We start from the raw sequence: 16,893 nt of genomic DNA, 5'->3' as shown, positions 1-16,893 counted from the left end.
ACTTCTATAGTATAGCGTGAATAGTTCTGTTCAACAAATGGTACACCTTTTACAATGGGATATTCCCGTGCTTTTTCTTCGGACGTTCTTCCCGTTTGTTTCTCATCATTTCCAGTCCTTGAATCAATTTGATCCGGGTTTCACGGGGATCGATGACATCATCCACCATTCCACGGGACGCGGCGACGTATGGATTCGCGAACTTTTCACGATATTCTTCAATCTTCTGTTCCCTTACCTCTTCAGGGTTATCGCTCGATGCAATTTCCCTGGCAAAAATGATGTTCGCTGCGCCTTGTGGCCCCATGACGGCGATCTCCGCATTCGGCCAGGCAAAGACAAGATCCGCACCGATCGATTTACTGTTCAGTGCCACATACGCCCCACCATACGCTTTCCTTAGAATCACGGTCATTTTAGGGACTGTCGCTTCGGAATATGCATATAGAATCTTGGCTCCGTGACGGATGATCCCTCCATGCTCCTGCTTGATCCCCGGGAAGAATCCCGTAACATCCTCAAATGTAATGAGAGGAATATTGAATGAATCACAGAACCTGATGAAACGGGACGCTTTGTCGGAAGAATCGATATCAAGGCCACCCGCCATGAACTTCGGCTGGTTGCATACAAGTCCGACGACTTCGCCTTTTATGCGGGCCAATCCCACAACGATGTTTTTGGCGAATTCCTTCTGAACCTCCAAGAAGCTTCCTTCGTCGACGATTTCATTGATGACGGTCCGGACGTCGTAAGGACGAATCGCATCAAATGGAATCAGATCCGTTAAGTTGGCACGGTAATCATCTTCTTCATCCGCGTCGAGGCGAGGGGGCTTCTCTTCATTATTTTGAGGCAGGTATGTTAATAATCTTCGAACCTCTTGTAACACCTCTTCTTCCTTTTTCCCACGGAAATGGGCATTGCCGCTGATGGAGTTATGAACCTTTGCCCCACCGAGATCCTCGGAGCTGATTTTTTCCCCTGTCACAGTTTCAATGACTTTAGGTCCTGTGATGAACATTTGGCTCGTCTCATCCACCATAAAGACAAAATCCGTGATGGCAGGCGAGTAAACCGCTCCACCGGCACAAGGGCCCATGATGACGGAAATTTGCGGAATCACACCTGAATAGACGGCGTTTCGATAGAAGATATGTCCATAGCCATCCAAAGAAACGACACCTTCCTGAATTCTGGCGCCGCCGGAATCGTTCAGTCCGATGAACGGAGCACCATTTTTGACGGCAAGATCCATTACATGGGAAATCTTCTTCGCGTGCATTTCTCCAAGCGCACCGCCGAACACAGTGAAATCCTGGGAAAATAAGTAAATCGATTTCCCGTTCACCTTTCCGTACCCTGTCACGACCCCGTCACCAGGCCCCTGTACCCCTTCAAGTCCAAAGTCTGTACATCTGTGCTCGATGAATGGATTCAACTCCACAAAGCTACCCGGGTCGACCAGGATATCGATCCGTTCCCTTGCAGTCAGCTTTCCTTTTTCATGCTGCTTGTCTATTTTTTCATCTCCGCCGCCAAGCTCCACTTCTCTTCTGCGGTCGTACAATTCATTGATTTTTTCATAGATATCCATTATGATTACTCCCCTTTGATGTTGGATTTATCACAAAGCTCGTATAAAACGCCGTGGGCTGATTTCGGATGCATGAAGGCGACAGAGGCCCCGCCGGCACCAGGCTTCGGCGTTTCGTTGATCATCCGTACCCCTTTGGTCTGGAGCTCATTGATGCGCTCCTCGATTCCTTCTACACCGAAGGCTATATGGTGAATCCCTTCACCCTTTTTTTCTATGAATGCCGCAATCGGACTTTCTTTATGTAGTGGCTCCAGTAACTCGAGCTTAAGATTTCCGCCATCCAAGAATGCTACCTTGACACCTTGATTCTCTACTTCTTCGATCTTCAGTAGTGAGAGACCGAGAGTATCTTCATAAAATGCGAGAACATTGTCTATTGATGAAACTGCTATTCCGATATGATCTACCTTTTTCATCCCTATCATCCCCCTGTTGTTTGCATGCTCCACCCATATAGTATTCCATACTTGTTGTCGAATTTCCTCCTAAAGAGACGAATAATTAAAGCGTTTTCTTTTATTGGGGTGGTTGTCTTCTCTCATTATTCACGTTAAAATAGAGATGAAAATGATCTCACGCTTATGTGGAAGAATGGGGCGATACGATGGGTAATAAAAAAATGCAAAAGATCATTGTATTTGTGATGCTGTTTGCGATGATTGCATCCACGATCATGGCAGGACTGTCATTCTTATTATAAAAATAGTAACTAAAAGGAGCTGCTGTTCGAATCCATCGATCAGCAGCTCCTCTTTTATAGCGCCCCGTATTCTTTCCCCAACTCATTAAAGCTTTTCTTCGTTTTTACGACGAGTACCTTGGTGCCGACGGGTGCTTTGTCAAACAGATATTCAACATTCTTATTCTGCATCCGGATGCATCCATTGGAGATGTATCTCCCTATGCTCGATGGCCGGTTCGTCCCGTGGATTCCATAGATCCTGCCATCCGTCCCTTCTGCATCGAATCCGATCCATCGGGTTCCGAGGGGGTTTCTCGGGTCCCCGCCAGGGATGTTCTTCTTACGATAATAGGGGTCCTTGGCTTTCACCGTAACATTAAACAAGCCTTCCGGGGTGAGCTCAGTCGTTTTTCCTGTAGCGACGGGAAAGGTAGCCTGCATTTTCCCGTTGTCTATATACGCCAATTGATTGTTTTCCTTGTTCACGATGATAAACGGATCTCCCGGGATCGGGTTCCTCCCCAATGGCCATATGGGAGAAGCGAACAATATGATGGCAAGAAGTAAGCGCATCCTATCACCTTCTTCATGTTTTAGGTGTAGTTTGCTTCACTTTCCTCCTTTTTTATTCCTTTGAACGAGCTTTTCAGGAGAAGATACTGTTCCATTTCCTGAACAAATTGATAAAGAGCGGCACGTGTTTCAAACTCTTCCCTCGTTTTCGGCAGCTCCATCTGCTCGAATTCCACTTTCATATCGTACAGTTTTTTTAAGTAAAAGAGCGCCGTATTTCCAGGGTGGATATGATCGCTCAGTTCTTCCAGGAAATCTGCGATGCGATGACCCTGCTCGACGGTTAACGAAATATTTGTGGCAATCGGAAGGATACGCTGAAGGATTTCAAACTGTTTCTCTCTCATTTTGAAATATAAATAGTATAAGTTCTCATCCCTTAAAAAATGATTCTCTACATCTTTAAAGGCTATCGTCTTCGCCTCTTTGAGCAGCTGCTCCGTTTCCGTGATCTCCCTGCCGTCCCAATCGCTGTCATTTGTCTTTAAATAGTTGATCATTTCACAGAAAACCTTGTAAAAGTTCGCTTCGATTTTTTCCTGATACTCGATCATCTTTTTATCGACGCTCGGCATATACAGGTTCATCAAGAGGGCAATCCCGATCCCGATTACGATGATTCCAAGCTCATTTTCAAAAAGGCCAAGGGTGACATGACCCGCTGAGTATACATGAAGGATGATGACGGAGCTTGTGACAATCCCTTCTTTGATATTCAAGGCAACTGTAATGGGAATGAACACAAGAAGCAGCAAACCGATGACCGCCGGGTGATAGGCAATAAATTCGAAAAAGGCAGCAGAAAAAACCATGGCGATCACACATGCCAAAAATCGGCTCCATGATGCATTCACCGATTTCTTCTTCGTATTCTGAATGCACAGGATCGTCAATATCCCGGCTGATACGAAGTTATCCAAGTGGAACCATTGTGCGATGCTGATGGCAGCCGCGGTGCCGATTCCTGTCTTAAGTGTCCGATATCCAATTCGAAACATTCAACTTTCTCCTAACTACTACGTTTTTTAGCTACTCTAGAATACCATAAACAGGGTTAAACATAAAAAAAGGGATTAACGATTTTTTCCGTTAACCCCTCACCATTATAATATTTTCTCTAGGAAACCTTTCCCTCTGTCACTTTGAGGGTTGGAGAAAAAGGCTTGCGGTTTTCCCTCTTCAATGATCTTACCATCATCCATGAAGAGGATCCTGTCCGCCACCTCTCTTGCAAAGCCCATTTCATGGGTCACGATGATCATCGTCATCCCTGTGTGAGCGAGTGATTTCATGACGTCCAGAACCTCTTTCACCATCTCGGGATCCAGGGCCGACGTCGGTTCATCGAATAACATGACTTTCGGTTCCATTGCAAGTGCCCTTGCAATGGCCACACGCTGCTTCTGCCCGCCTGATAAACGGTTCGGGTATTCGGTGCACTTTTCTTTCAGGCCCACTTTTGTCAGAAGGTCCGTCCCTAATTTCGCAGCTTCCGTTTTGTTCATGCCCTTCACTTTCATTGGAGCGTATATGACATTTTCCAATGCGGTCATATGTGGAAAGAGGTGAAAATGTTGAAACACCATCCCGACGTCCTGTCTTACCTTGTGGATGGCTTTTCCCTTCACAAGGGCTCCTTCAAAGTAAATCGATCCCGATGTTGGTTCTTCCAGGTGATTCAAACACCGCAATAAAGTGGATTTCCCTGAACCCGATGGACCGATCAATGCGACGACTTCCCCTTTCTCAACCGCGAAGTCGATTCCCTTTAATACCTGAAGCTTTCCAAACGACTTGGTAATCTGTTCTCCTTTAATCATTTCCACGCAGTCTCCCTTCCAGCACTTTCCCTAGTAAAGTCAGAATCATAACGAGCACATAATAGATCAGTCCTGCGAATAAAAGCGGTTCAAAGAAGGAATACAAGTCACTTCCAACCATGTATGAACGTCTCATCACATCTGCAGCACCGATCACGGTGACGATGGCGGATTCCTTTGTGAGCGTGATGAATTCGTTCATCAGCGCAGGGAGGATATTTTTGATCGCCTGAGGCAGGATCACGTCTTTCATCATCAATCGGTAAGGCACTCCAAGAGCCATCGCGGCTTCCGTTTGCCCTTTGTCCACTGCATTGATTCCGGCACGGATGATTTCGGATATATAGGCAGCTGAATTAAGGGAAAAAGCGAGGATCGCTGCGTAATACGGTTCAATCTGCGTCCCGAAAAGCTGAGGCGACCCATAGAAGATGATCATCAGCTGAAGGACGAGGGGAGTTCCCCTGAATATGGATGTATAAAGATCCGCAAGCAGGGTTAAAGGTTTGATGGAACTGATTTTGCAAAGGGCAAGAAGAATACCGAATAGGAACCCGAGCACCCCTGCTAACGCGACAATTTTAAGTGTGACCTTCAATCCTTCCAAAATAAAGGGGATCGAAGGAATCAGTTGTTCAAAATCTAGTGGCATAATGATCCCCTCCAACGTTGTAATCTGGCAATTTAACAGGAAGGGCTAACCGGATTAGAGGTTAGCCCTTCATCAATCTACTGTTCTCCGTCAAACCATTTTTCAGCGAGTTTATCCAATTCTCCACTGTCTTTAAGCTTCTTCAATGCATCATTGAATTTACCTGTCAGCTCGCTGTCCTTTGGAAGGGCAACCGCAGAACCTGCCTCTTCTTCATTTACATTCATCGTATTTCCTTGAAGCTCGTCATTCTTGTCCAAATAGCCGTTTGCTACTGTATTTTCGATTATGATGGCGTCAAAGCGTCCATTTTGAAGATCCTGGATCAGTTCAGGAATACGATCACGAGTGTCCACTTTCAGCTTGATGGATTTTGAAAGTTCTTCTGCCGCATCCTGCTGGATCGAGCCTAATTGAACTCCCACCGTTTTCCCATCAAGGTCCTTTTCACTTTGAATGCCGCTTTTCTTAGTCGAGATGATCATATCTTTAGCCGTGTAGTAGACATCACTGAAGTCGACATTCTTCTGTCGTTCCGGCGTAGGCGTCATGGCAGAAAGGACAAAATCCACCTGGCCTGTTTTCAGCGCAGAGATCAATCCGCTGAATTCCATATCCTTGATTTCGATTTCGTATCCCATTTCATCTGCAAGCATATTGGCAAGGTCGATGTCGTACCCGATGATCTTGTCGCTGTTGGCCGTGTCGACATATTCAAACGGTTTATAATCGGCCGACGTCCCCATGATCAGCTTCTTGGATTCTCCGGAAGCAGGCTTGTCTTCTCCTGTACCGCATGCTGCCAGAGTAATAGAAAGGATTAATACTAATACGAGAGATAATAGCTTTTTCATTGTGATTCCTCCTGAATTTCAATGTATAAATATAATATATAATGTATATTAATTACTATATTCGTATTGTAGCAGAGTTAAATATTTATGCAATACTTTTTATAAATATTGATAAATGATTATATTTTCTGAAAATTAATGTGTTGATATTTACTATTTCAGTTGATTATCGGTAGTGGTTGGTGTATTTTATGCATGATATATGCATAATACGTAATCCTTCAAAAATAAAAAAACGTCAAGCCTCTCACTCAAACAGTGAGAAACTTGACGAAATTTTTTATACCTCTTCGCAATACTCATCAAAGTACGATTGAAGTTTGTTCACAACGGACATTGGATCATGTCCTTCAATCTCGTGTCTTTCAACCATCGTCAGGAGCTTTCCGTCTTTCAATAGGGCGAATGACGGTGAGGATGGTGGATAACCAGTGAAATAGCTGCGTGCTTTCGCAGTCGCTTCTTTATCCTGACCGGCGAAAACCGTGACCAATTGATCCGGACGCTTATCGAAGTGAATGGAATGAGCGGCTGCGGGACGGGCAATTCCTCCTGCACAACCACAAACGGAATTGATCATGACCAGTGTTGTACCTTCTTTAGAAAAAGCCTGATCCACTTCTTCTTCTGTTGTCAATTGCGTATACCCTGCCGTCTCGATTTCTTGACGGGCCTGGCGGACAACGTCGTTCATAAATAAATTGAAATCTATATCCATGCTTGAACTCTCCTTTAATCGCTGACTTAATCATATCTCACAAAAAACAAGAGGATTTGATATACCCTTATCATAACAATTCCAAACCCTAACTTTCAATTAAAATGAACGATTCCCATCGAGTATAGCTTGTTTATATTGTGTCAACAATTCTTCCACCGCTTGAGAAGTTGTAAAATCCCCGGTTTTCACCCTGTCTTCCAGGCGAGGGAGGGATGACTTGATGCGCGGATGGTAAAAAAAGTCTGACAGTATTCTTTCTTTCAGCATCGTTTGGAACCATTCCTGTTTCTGGTGAAGCCTTCTTTTCTCGAATACACCCTGATCTTTCGTCTGTTCTTCGAATTGTTGGACCACATCCCATAGTTCCTTCAACCCTTCATTTTTCAACGCTGAACAGGTATATGCCTTTGAACTCCAGCCTTTTGTGGCAGGAACGAGGAAGTGAAGGATTTGATTGAGCTCCCTCCTCGTCTTTTCAGCGAGAGGCTTATTCTCTCCATCGGCTTTATTCACGAGCAGCACGTCTGCAAGCTCCATGATCCCTTTTTTCATTCCCTGAAGCTCATCTCCGGCTCCGGTGATGACGAGGAGAAGGAAGAAATCCACCATTTGTCTGACCATGACTTCACTCTGACCGACCCCTACGGTCTCTATGATGATGAGGTCATACCCCGCGGCCTCGCATAAAAGGAGGGTCTCATTGGTTTTCCTGTGAACCCCGCCAAGCGTCCCTGCCGTTGGGGAGGGCCTGACAAAGGCACGTGGATTCTTTGACAACTGTTCCATCCTTGTTTTATCGCCTAATATGCTGCCACCTGAAATGGAGGAGCTTGGATCGATGGCAAGGACGGCAACACTGTGCCCCCCGTTACACAACATCTCCCCGAATTGTTCGATAAACGTACTTTTCCCGGCTCCCGGAACACCCGTGATCCCAATTCGGAAACTATTGCCGGTATGTGGGAGGAGTTCCTGCAGAAGCTCCTGCCCCAACGCATAATGCTCTTCTGCGTTGCTCTCGATCAATGTGATGGCCTTCGCCAAGTGGCTGCGGTCACCGTTCAGGACCCCGGCCTTTAAGTCACTGATTGAAACAGGATCCTTTTTCTTTTTCACAAACCGCTTCTTTCGTTCCGGCTGATGCTCCGTCATTATTCAGCCACTTCCTCATAGCCGAGCACTTCATAAATTTCTTTGATCACCTTTTGTGCGGCTACAGGAATGATTGTTCCAGGGCCAAAGACGGCAGATGCCCCGTTAGATAATAAGAAGTCATAGTCACCCGCTGGAATCACCCCGCCGATGACGACAAGGATGTCTTCCCTTCCAAGTTTCTTCAGTTCCGCCACTAATTGAGGCAGAAGCGTTTTATGACCGGCGGCCAATGAACTGACTCCAATGACATGTACATCATTTTCAACGGCCTGCAGAGCCGTCTCTTCAGGGGTTTGGAACAACGGGCCGATGTCCACATCGAATCCAAGATCGGCAAATGCCGTACTGATCACTTTTGCCCCCCTGTCATGGCCGTCCTGCCCCATCTTGGCAATGAGGATACGGGGTCTTCTTCCTTCGTTCTCCAGAAATTCTTCCGTCATCTCTTTCACGACGTTGATTTCCTGTTCATTTGAGAAATTCGAACTGTACACCCCGCTTATACTCCGGATCGTCGCTTTATGCCTTCCGGAAACTTTTTCTATTGCATCGGAGATTTCTCCTAAAGTGGCACGTGCCCTTGCCGCATCGACGGCTTTTTCAAGGAGGTTCCCTTCGCCTGTTTCTGCAGTTCGCGTCAAAGCTTCCAGAGTTTCAGTGACTTTCTCTTCATTTCGTTCTTCTTTCAACTTCTGGATCCGTTCAATCTGCTTCTGTCTAACCACCGTATTATCGATGTCCAGTGTTTCAATCGGATCTTCTTTATCCAGACGGTATTTATTCACTCCGATGATGGACTCGTCCCCTGAATCGATCATTGCCTGCCTTCTTGCAGCGGCTTCCTCGATGCGCATCTTCGGCAGACCCGTTTCAATGGCCTTCGTCATGCCTCCGAGTTCTTCGATTTCTTCAATATGCTCCCATGCCTTTTCCATCAGCTGATGAGTCAGTGTCTCGACATAGTGGGAACCGGCCCATGGGTCGATCACTTTTGTAATACCGGTCTCTTCTTGAAGAAACAGCTGTGTATTACGGGCGATCCTGGCCGAAAAATCTGTTGGCAGGGCAATCGCTTCGTCGAGTGCATTGGTGTGAAGGGATTGCGTATGCCCCATGGCCGCTGCATGCGCTTCAAGTAACGTACGAACGACGTTATTATAAGGATCTTGCTCCGTCAAACTCCACCCGGATGTTTGGGAGTGGGTCCTTAGCGCCATCGACTTAGGATTCTGAGGATGGAATGTCTTCATCATCTTGGCCCAGATCCTTCGTGCCGCCCTCATCTTCGCCACTTCCATGAAATAGTTCATGCCGATCGCCCAGAAGAATGAGAGTCTGGGAGCGAAGGAATCGATATCAATTCCCGCTTTCAATCCGGTCCGGACGTATTCAAGGCCATCCGCCAGTGTATACGCAAGCTCAATATCAGCTGGTGCACCCGCCTCCTGCATGTGATACCCTGAAATACTGATGCTATTGAACTTCGGCATATGCTTCGATGTGTATTCAAAAATATCAGCAATGATCTTCATGGACGTCTCAGGTGGATAAATGTATGTGTTCCGTACCATATATTCTTTCAAAATATCATTTTGAATCGTACCGGACAGTTTATCCTGTGAAACACCCTGCTCTTCTGCCGTCACAATATAAAACGCAAGGATTGGAAGCACGGCACCGTTCATCGTCATGGAAACAGACATTTGATCAAGGGGAATTCCGTCAAACAGAATCTTCATATCCAGTATCGAATCAATGGCTACCCCCGCTTTCCCTACATCTCCTACAACCCTTGGATGATCGGAATCATAGCCGCGATGAGTGGCCAGGTCGAACGCCACCGACAAACCTTTCTGCCCCATGCTTAAGTTTCTCCGATAAAAAGCATTGCTCTCTTCTGCCGTTGAGAACCCTGCATATTGCCTGACCGTCCATGGACGGTTCACATACATCGTAGGGTACGGACCCCTCGTGTATGGAGCAAGACCTGGAAGATCTCCTTCATGAGTAATATTCTTTGTGTCCTCCCCTGAATAAAGTGGCTTTATAGAGATTTTTTCATTCGTCACATAGGTTTTGTCCGAAGGGGAAACCTTACTCGTTTCTCCCTCATTTGCATATGGGTTGATTAGTTGCCAATCAGGCTTCTTCACTGTACTTCCCCTCCTCCCAGATGATTAAAAGCTCATCCATTTTTTCAAGTATGTTCTGTTTATTGTAGATGGACCCGTTCAATCCCATGCGTTCCCACTTACTTCTCTCTTCATCAGGTATTTTCCCTGCTATGTCGATCATAACGTCTCCATCTATTTGATGGATCGATTCAACGATCATTGCTAATTGATCATGATATTCTTCATCTTTCCCACATACTACATAGTACGGATACCGGGTTTCTTCTACAAATTGAAGGAGATCTTCCTTTGACAAGCATTCTTTACTCTGATGTGCATGAATACCTCCCGTGGCTAAAAAACCTTTCACAAAGTCTGCACGGGGCTTATGGGCCTTCAACTCTCCTAAACCGATCAGACCAGCCACTGGCTTCCTTGTGAGCTTCTGTGCCCGACTCCTTAAATTTTCAAAAGGAAGGGACAACCGTTCTTCCGAAGTCGACTGTCTATCAGGCAGGCTTTCTTCCAGGTTTGCATAGATATTCGTCCCGATCATTGAATTCTTCCGAGTGGCTAAATCATGAATCCGGGCGTCTCTCACTCTTGTAATTTGACTTTCAATAGAACCATCTTTCAGGGAGACAAGCATCCCCCCTTTTTCATCAATGTGTTGAAATTCCTTCCACGCTAGCTTGCCGACTTCTTCTGATAGCCATTCCACATAGTAAGAGCCGCCTCCTGGGTCGATGACTTTATCCAGATGGGCTTCTTCCCCGAGGATAAGTTGAGTATTTCTTGCAATCCTTTCAGAAAATGGATTTACCTCTTCACTCACTTCATTGAACGGAGCCACAACCAAATAATCGACGCCTGCGAGAATGGCAGAAAAGGCTTCTCCACCACCGCGAAGCATATTCACATAGGAATCTAATGTAGATTTATTAAATCGGGACGTTTCTGCACTGATACTGATAGCACTGGAGATCACGCCCTCTGCCACCCCATAAGAAGACAAGACCTCTTGCCACAATTTCTTGAATGCCCTGATTTTCGCCATCTCCATAAAGAAATGACTGCCCACTGCAAAGTGAAAATGCATCTTTTCAGCTGCCTTCTCAAGGGTCCAGTTTTTTTCTTGAAGGGCCTCAATATAAGCGACACCCTCACTTAGTGCCAAGGCCAGCTCCTGGGTGGCACTTGCGCCTTTGTTATGATAGGGTGCAGAATTGACGATTATGGTCTTTACATCAGGAAGGTGCTTATCGGCTTCTTCTACAACCTTCAACCATTCTTCTAATCTATTTTCATCCGCCCATTCCCCTTCTGACAGGGGATCGAATCCAACAATTCCATACATCCCCTTCCATTCTCGTACCTCTTCCCTTCCAATGATGGATAACGATGTCTTTTTATCAATTGAAAAGATCGGAGTATCGAAACTTATCAATTCTTTCAAAAATCGATTGAGATGTTCTTCCTTCTGTAGATCCCCAATGGAAAATGAAAGACAGTTCTGCCCCCGTGATAAAGCATCCTTCACAGCCGTTGTCAGTTCTTCCCATGAATCCCTTTTGATTGACTGGGCGATAAACCACTTAGAAGCGCGCTCCAACCTTCCTTCTACATTTGGAATATAGTCTTTCACTCTATCCAGACTACGGACATCTTCTTTTGTATATAACGGTTTAAGATCAATATTTTCATATGTGCTTGTATGTAAGGAACTGATTCCCTTCCCCTTTAACGCTTTTTCAGCCGCTTCCTCCCATTGTGACAGCGTATGACGACTGAATGATTGGCTTTTCATATCACTAAGCTTCATAGTACCCCTCTTCCGTAAGCTTTTTTGTAATCGTTTACATAAATGTTCATTAAGATTCTTCTAAATAAGCCAGCATCCCTTTGAAAATTCAAAATGTTTATACTAATACTATTTTAGTATATAAAACTCCTTTCATCAATCTCTCAAGAAAATGAGTATAAAAAAGAAGAAGAGTTGGACGTTCCAACTCTTCTTCCCACCAAGCTTATTTTTTTGAATTGATATATAATTTACCTTCAGCACGCTGAGTCGTGACATTCCCATAATCATCGGAAACTTTCACTTCAATCACGGCTCCCGGCGCCTTCACATTCGAAGTAGCCGTATAGTACCCTTCATAATGACCATCTGATGTTTCCATCATTGGGAGTTCAGTGGCGTTTGTGACTTGGGACCTTGCATTTGTCAGAGGCATTTGAATGACAAATGTCGCGTCCAATCCAGGCTCACTGTCAAATTCGATCTTGACGGATTCACCCTTCTTCAGTTCTTTATCTTCTGCAGGAAGAAGATTCTCGATCTCAATGTCACCAAATTTCGCTAGTACCGTCACTTTTTGTTTCTTTTTATTTCCTGCTTTATCTTTCGCGACTACCGCAATGACATTTTCCCCTTCATTCAGCAGGATTCGATGACTGAACTCTCCGTCTTTGACAGAAGCTTTCTCACCATTCACTTTCACCCATGCAAGATTTTCATCCGCGATGGTTCCTTTAACCGTGATCGCTTCACGATTCGTTTTCATACCATCCTCCGGTGAGGTGATGGCAAGTTCCGGCTTCACTTGATCAAGTGTCACCGTCACAGCATCCGATGGCCCCGTCATGCCCTGTTCCGTCGCTGCCTTGGCGGTTAATACATTCTCACCCTCATGCAGGGAAACATCAGCAGAGAATGTTCCATCCTCACCGGTGTCTGCTGTCGCTACTTCTTCTTCTCCATTAAAGAGATGAACGGTCGTAGTCGGGGCAGAAGTCCCTTCAACCGTAACGGAATCCTTATTAGTGAAAGATCCATCCTTCGGTGAAGTAATGACCGGTGCCGTCACTTCGTAATTCACTGTTGCGCGAATCATGTAGTTCCCCTCATCTTCCGGTGCCTGCGACCAGGCTCCTCCAACGAACTGCCAGCTTCTTGCAGCATATTCGCCATCTTCATCTGTACCAAGTCCAGGTGCATTCGGATTCGGTGCAGACTGAATGTACACCATATAGAAGTCTCCTTCGACCATGATGCCGTGCTCACTAAGGTCCACATGCGTCCATTCACCGTTACGCAACGCGGTTCCATCGAATGGACCGGCGATTTTCTTACCAGGTGCCCCGTCAGGTCCAGTTGCATCATAGACGGCAACCTGGAACTCTGTCCCTCCTGGTACAGGCCATTCAGTATCCCAGAAGCGGAATAGTCCGCCTGTCACAAGTGCCGTATCATTTCCTTCTTCAAGGGACATCTTGACGGCCCAGCCGTTTCCAGCATCATAGAATGCCCGTGCATTTTCTGCTGTTCCATCATCGTACCCGATCTCACCTGGATACCCGATGAACGGTTCTAAAGATACATCGGCGGTTGTGACTTCCCCGCCTTCAACAGTGACGCTCACTTCCTTACTATAGTAGTAAGGCGCAACCACTTTCAGGGTGTAATCCCCTTCGTATGCTTCTAATTCATATTCTCCATTTGCATTTGTTTCAACCGGCTCTACTACGGCATCTTCAAGAACAAGGACCGTTGCTCCTTCAACCGGTTCTCCCGTTACTTCGTTCGTGACGGTTCCGGTAATATTCCCTTGAGGGATTTCTTCAAGGGTGAAGTTGGCAGTAGATGTTTGATCGGCTTCAATCGTCACACTTTGTGTTTCGGATCTGTAGCCGTATGTGGATGCCTGCAATGTGAATTCACCTGCTGCATGAGTCATTTCGTATGATCCATTTGCAGGATTTGTATAAACGGAACGACCCGTTTCCAATATACTTACCTCTGCTTGCAGCGGAAGAAGGACAGGGGCCGGACCTGATTCATCCGTCTTATCATCTTTCTTTACGTCATTTTTCACTGTAATCTTGGCTGGATTTACACTTGGCTTTTTCGATACAGATGATGATTTTTCATCCTTCGATTTCAGACCAAGATTCATTTTCTTGGCTGGAAGATTTGATTCCGCGCTAAGCTTCACATCATCAAGGTACCAGCCTTGTTTCGTGACACTTCCATCGGAGGTAACGTTGAACGCAATGTATACACGTTGACCTGCATACTGACTCAAATCCACTTCACCGTCTACCCATCCGTCGGTATTTCCATTCACGCGCAGTGCCTGCGTCCACTCTTCTCCATCAGTGGATACAAACACATGACCGTAGTCATAGTTGCGTTCCAGTTCATGCCACTGTTTAAATTGTAAGAAGCTCTCTCCATCAGGTAAATCGATCGGAGGCATCTGAAGTGACATATTCGCACTATTGTCATACGTTCCGTCTAAGTTGGTGGCATATACTTTTTCTCCTGAAGAAGCATTTCCCGGACCACTCGCCGGTACGCCCCATTCCCAGCTGTTCCCTGGACCGTACGATGTCCAACCAGTCGGGTCTGATTCGAAGTCCTGCTCATATCCAACTGTGATACCCGGTAGCAAGTTTACAGTGTACGTATCAGATTCGACTTCATTTCCACCGAAGTCCGTCGCAACCCACTTGTACGTGACCTGATCTCCTGTGAGATCCTCACCCGGGATGACCGCCTCATACGTTCCTGATGTGTAGTCGCCTGAAGTTCTGCTTGCTTCAACTTCTACCCATCCACCTTCCTGATTTTGATAATTCAGTGTTACATTCGTCACGCTGACATTATCACTTGCTTCTGCCTGTAATGGCAGATTCATTTCTTTGAATGCTTCTTGTGGTGCGTCATGACTGATGACAGGAGCTTCCGTGTCATCGCCTTCTTTTGAAACCTGTCCTTTTACTTTACCGATTCCGCTCATAACGGAGGATACTGCATCAAACGCATTGACCAAGCCGTGTCCATACCCGTTATTTGGAGATTCCGGGAATGTTCCGTCTGTTAAAGGGACAGCGGTGGACATAAGGATTTCTTCGATTTCATCTACCGTTAAGCTTGCATCCACTTGTCGCAACAGGGCAGCGACTGCCGTTACGTGTGGACCAGCCATCGATGTTCCATTCCAGCCTCCTTCATAATTGCCACCTGGGACGGAAGAGCGGATATTTACTCCCGGTGCGGCAATCTCAGGCTTGATTTCCTCATAAGGAGAAGGTCCCTGTAATGAGAAGCTTCCCAATTGATCGTTGATATCCGTTGCACCTGTTGCGAATGACTCAGGGTAGTTAGCCGGATTCGCAATCGATCCTGGTCCTCCCGGATTGAATAGCGTTGTGTTTCCTGCAGAGAACTCAGGGAATATTTCTGCCGCTCTCCACGCACTGACCATATCCCGGTACCATTCATCGAGGCCGGCTCCACCACCCCATGAGTTATTGACAACATCTGGAGCCATTTCAGGATGAGGATTTCCTTCAGCATCTTTAGGTGCCAGAATCCATTCTCCCGCTTCCAGTAAGTCTACATCGGTACCACCATCGGCCGTGAACGCTTTGACCGCGATCCACTTGGCACCCGGCGCTACACCGATTTGATTGCTGCCATCGGGTTCAGACCCGACCATTGTACCGACAGTGTGTGTTCCATGACCCTGATCGTCATATGGCGCACTCTGTCCTGCCGTTGCATCAAACCAGTTGAATTCGTTGTCCGGTGAATCCGGGTTCTGAGGGTCATACCCCCTATATTTTTCTTTTAATGCCGGGTGATTCCACTGTACCCCGGTGTCAATGGAGGCAATGACGGTTCCTGCTCCATCGATTCCCATTTCCCAGACCGCCGGTGCTCCAACCCGATCGATGTTCCACTCGATCGATGCCGGGGTGTTTGGGGCTTCTTTATCCAACACTGCGGATGAAGAGGCCTTTGCCTTTGCCGGCTGGATAATTTGTCTCGTTTCATTTGGCAGGATTTTTTCCACTTCAGCAAAGGTTGAAATCTTCTCCATGACTTTCTTTGTACTTGTAACGGCCATTCCGTTTACAACATAGAAGTCTTTGATTTCCTTCACTGCACCTGACTTCTTTTCTTTCGCTAAGTATTTCTTCACTTCTGCTTGAGATTCAAGGGCTTTAGCGCGGAGCTCTGAGACGACCATATTCCGTTTTAATAATTTCTTATTATTAGCAGACAGTTTCTGCTTTTTCGCTGTTTCAGCCGCCTTTTTAGATACAGCTTCCGTATCTACCTTATCCTTGAATTTCACTAAGTATGTGACCTGTTCCTTTTTCTTAAATTGTTCCTGTAATGTTGTTGTGATTTTTGATTGTGGACTTACTTTTGCTGATTCATTTGCTGATGTGGATGGCTTTTCTTTCGATATAGCCGCTTGTGAGGTATTCGCCGCCCCTGCATTGAATGGAAACATCAAGGGGACAAACATGACTAAGGTGAGTACAATGGATAACCATCTTGCCTTACGTTTTCTTCCAGACATCTAATTCCCTCCCAGTCTTTTTATAAATCCAACCACCCGTCACCTCCTTCGAACACCAACTTTGGAAAATAGTAGGTGTTAAACCAAAGATAACCAAGTCTAAATGTAAAATGTTGTAAGTTGATGTCGAAATAAATCTGAAAATTCAGTAATTGGTTGAAAAGTCACGAATCCCCTTATTTTTATAAGTATAAAGTCACTCATATAATATAACTTCAGGAATATTCCAGGGTGATCTTCAGATTTAGTAGGATGAAAGTGGAGGGTATGTCTCTTTTAAAAAATGAAGGAAAGAAAAAATGAGCGAGAAGATTCATAGTGGGAATTTCTTTGAGGAGGCAT

13 protein-coding genes are annotated in these 16,893 nt (G+C 45.7%); 1 reads left to right on the top strand and 12 read right to left on the bottom strand.

The annotated features are described in order from the left end of the window. Window positions 1-49 precede the first annotated feature (49 nt). Together ATG71_RS12900 and mce are read right to left on the bottom strand one after the other, a co-directional pair. A complete protein-coding gene (locus tag ATG71_RS12900) occupies window positions 50-1,597 on the bottom strand; it encodes an acyl-CoA carboxylase subunit beta (RefSeq protein WP_098439931.1) in 1,548 nt (515 codons plus the stop codon). A gap of 5 nt (window positions 1,598-1,602) precedes the next feature. After that, the gene (gene mce, locus ATG71_RS12895; protein ID WP_098439930.1) at window positions 1,603-2,016 is read right to left on the bottom strand and encodes a methylmalonyl-CoA epimerase; all 414 of its coding nucleotides are present in this window, start codon (window positions 2,014-2,016) and stop codon (window positions 1,603-1,605) included. Window positions 2,017-2,204: 188 nt separating this feature from the next. Here mce and prli42 point away from each other — a divergent pair, with 188 nt between their 5' ends. Continuing rightward, a complete protein-coding gene (prli42, locus tag ATG71_RS23390) occupies window positions 2,205-2,300 on the top strand; it encodes a stressosome-associated protein Prli42 (protein WP_156029987.1) in 96 nt (31 codons plus the stop codon). 54 nt (window positions 2,301-2,354) lie between these two features. On the opposite strand, the gene ATG71_RS12890 is transcribed toward prli42, so the two are convergent. The 10 genes from ATG71_RS12890 to ATG71_RS12845 form a co-directional block, all read right to left on the bottom strand. Next, a complete protein-coding gene (locus ATG71_RS12890; protein WP_098439929.1) occupies window positions 2,355-2,855 on the bottom strand; it encodes a L,D-transpeptidase in 501 nt (166 codons plus the stop codon). Window positions 2,856-2,875: 20 nt separating this feature from the next. Next, complete coding sequence (locus tag ATG71_RS12885; RefSeq protein WP_098439928.1) at window positions 2,876-3,853, bottom strand: aromatic acid exporter family protein; 978 nt, start codon at window positions 3,851-3,853, stop codon at window positions 2,876-2,878. A 105-nt stretch (window positions 3,854-3,958) separates the two neighbouring features. Then, window positions 3,959-4,675 (bottom strand): amino acid ABC transporter ATP-binding protein, encoded by a 717-nt coding sequence (locus tag ATG71_RS12880; RefSeq protein WP_098439927.1) that lies wholly within the window; start codon window positions 4,673-4,675, stop codon window positions 3,959-3,961. Further along, complete coding sequence (locus tag ATG71_RS12875; RefSeq protein ID WP_034758098.1) at window positions 4,668-5,327, bottom strand: amino acid ABC transporter permease; 660 nt, start codon at window positions 5,325-5,327, stop codon at window positions 4,668-4,670. The genes ATG71_RS12880 and ATG71_RS12875 overlap by 8 nt, the downstream gene beginning before the upstream one ends. A gap of 77 nt (window positions 5,328-5,404) precedes the next feature. Beyond that, window positions 5,405-6,181 carry a transporter substrate-binding domain-containing protein gene (locus ATG71_RS12870; protein ID WP_098439926.1) on the bottom strand — a complete coding sequence of 259 codons (777 nt, stop codon included), beginning with the start codon at window positions 6,179-6,181 and terminating at the stop codon, window positions 5,405-5,407. A 280-nt stretch (window positions 6,182-6,461) separates the two neighbouring features. After that, entirely contained in the window at window positions 6,462-6,899 is a 438-nt protein-coding gene (locus ATG71_RS12865) for a BrxA/BrxB family bacilliredoxin (RefSeq protein ID WP_098439925.1), read from the bottom strand. 99 nt (window positions 6,900-6,998) lie between these two features. Beyond that, on the bottom strand, window positions 6,999-8,054 hold the full coding sequence (meaB, locus tag ATG71_RS12860) for a methylmalonyl Co-A mutase-associated GTPase MeaB (protein WP_098439924.1): 1,056 nt from the start codon (window positions 8,052-8,054) through the stop codon (window positions 6,999-7,001). After that, complete coding sequence (gene scpA, locus ATG71_RS12855; RefSeq protein ID WP_286163133.1) at window positions 8,054-10,186, bottom strand: methylmalonyl-CoA mutase; 2,133 nt, start codon at window positions 10,184-10,186, stop codon at window positions 8,054-8,056. Before scpA ends, meaB begins: the two co-directional genes overlap by 1 nt. Before the next feature lie 10 nt (window positions 10,187-10,196). Next, window positions 10,197-11,993 carry a methylmalonyl-CoA mutase family protein gene (locus tag ATG71_RS12850; RefSeq protein ID WP_098439922.1) on the bottom strand — a complete coding sequence of 599 codons (1,797 nt, stop codon included), beginning with the start codon at window positions 11,991-11,993 and terminating at the stop codon, window positions 10,197-10,199. A 205-nt stretch (window positions 11,994-12,198) separates the two neighbouring features. Continuing rightward, entirely contained in the window at window positions 12,199-16,551 is a 4,353-nt protein-coding gene (locus ATG71_RS12845) for a S8 family serine peptidase (protein ID WP_098439921.1), read from the bottom strand. Window positions 16,552-16,893 lie beyond the last annotated feature (342 nt).

It is taken from the genome of Bacillus sp. es.034 (assembly GCF_002563655.1).
Lineage (GTDB): Bacteria > Bacillota > Bacilli > Bacillales > Bacillaceae_B > Rossellomorea.
This window is presented reverse-complemented; position numbering and strand designations above follow the sequence as displayed.

What these genes read in the sequence shown, in the direction of transcription:
- ATG71_RS12900 (WP_098439931.1), bottom strand. Translation starts at nt 1,597, where the DNA reads ATGGATATCTATGAAAAAATCAATGAATTGTACGACCGCAGAAGAGAA.
- mce (WP_098439930.1), bottom strand. Translation starts at nt 2,016, where the DNA reads ATGAAAAAGGTAGATCATATCGGAATAGCAGTTTCATCAATAGACAAT.
- prli42 (WP_156029987.1), top strand. Translation starts at nt 2,205, where the DNA reads ATGGGTAATAAAAAAATGCAAAAGATCATTGTATTTGTGATGCTGTTT.
- ATG71_RS12890 (WP_098439929.1), bottom strand. Translation starts at nt 2,855, where the DNA reads ATGCGCTTACTTCTTGCCATCATATTGTTCGCTTCTCCCATATGGCCA.
- ATG71_RS12885 (WP_098439928.1), bottom strand. Translation starts at nt 3,853, where the DNA reads ATGTTTCGAATTGGATATCGGACACTTAAGACAGGAATCGGCACCGCG.
- ATG71_RS12880 (WP_098439927.1), bottom strand. Translation starts at nt 4,675, where the DNA reads ATGATTAAAGGAGAACAGATTACCAAGTCGTTTGGAAAGCTTCAGGTA.
- ATG71_RS12875 (WP_034758098.1), bottom strand. Translation starts at nt 5,327, where the DNA reads ATGCCACTAGATTTTGAACAACTGATTCCTTCGATCCCCTTTATTTTG.
- ATG71_RS12870 (WP_098439926.1), bottom strand. Translation starts at nt 6,181, where the DNA reads ATGAAAAAGCTATTATCTCTCGTATTAGTATTAATCCTTTCTATTACT.
- ATG71_RS12865 (WP_098439925.1), bottom strand. Translation starts at nt 6,899, where the DNA reads ATGGATATAGATTTCAATTTATTTATGAACGACGTTGTCCGCCAGGCC.
- meaB (WP_098439924.1), bottom strand. Translation starts at nt 8,054, where the DNA reads ATGACGGAGCATCAGCCGGAACGAAAGAAGCGGTTTGTGAAAAAGAAA.
- ATG71_RS12850 (WP_098439922.1), bottom strand. Translation starts at nt 11,993, where the DNA reads ATGAAGCTTAGTGATATGAAAAGCCAATCATTCAGTCGTCATACGCTG.
- ATG71_RS12845 (WP_098439921.1), bottom strand. Translation starts at nt 16,551, where the DNA reads ATGTCTGGAAGAAAACGTAAGGCAAGATGGTTATCCATTGTACTCACC.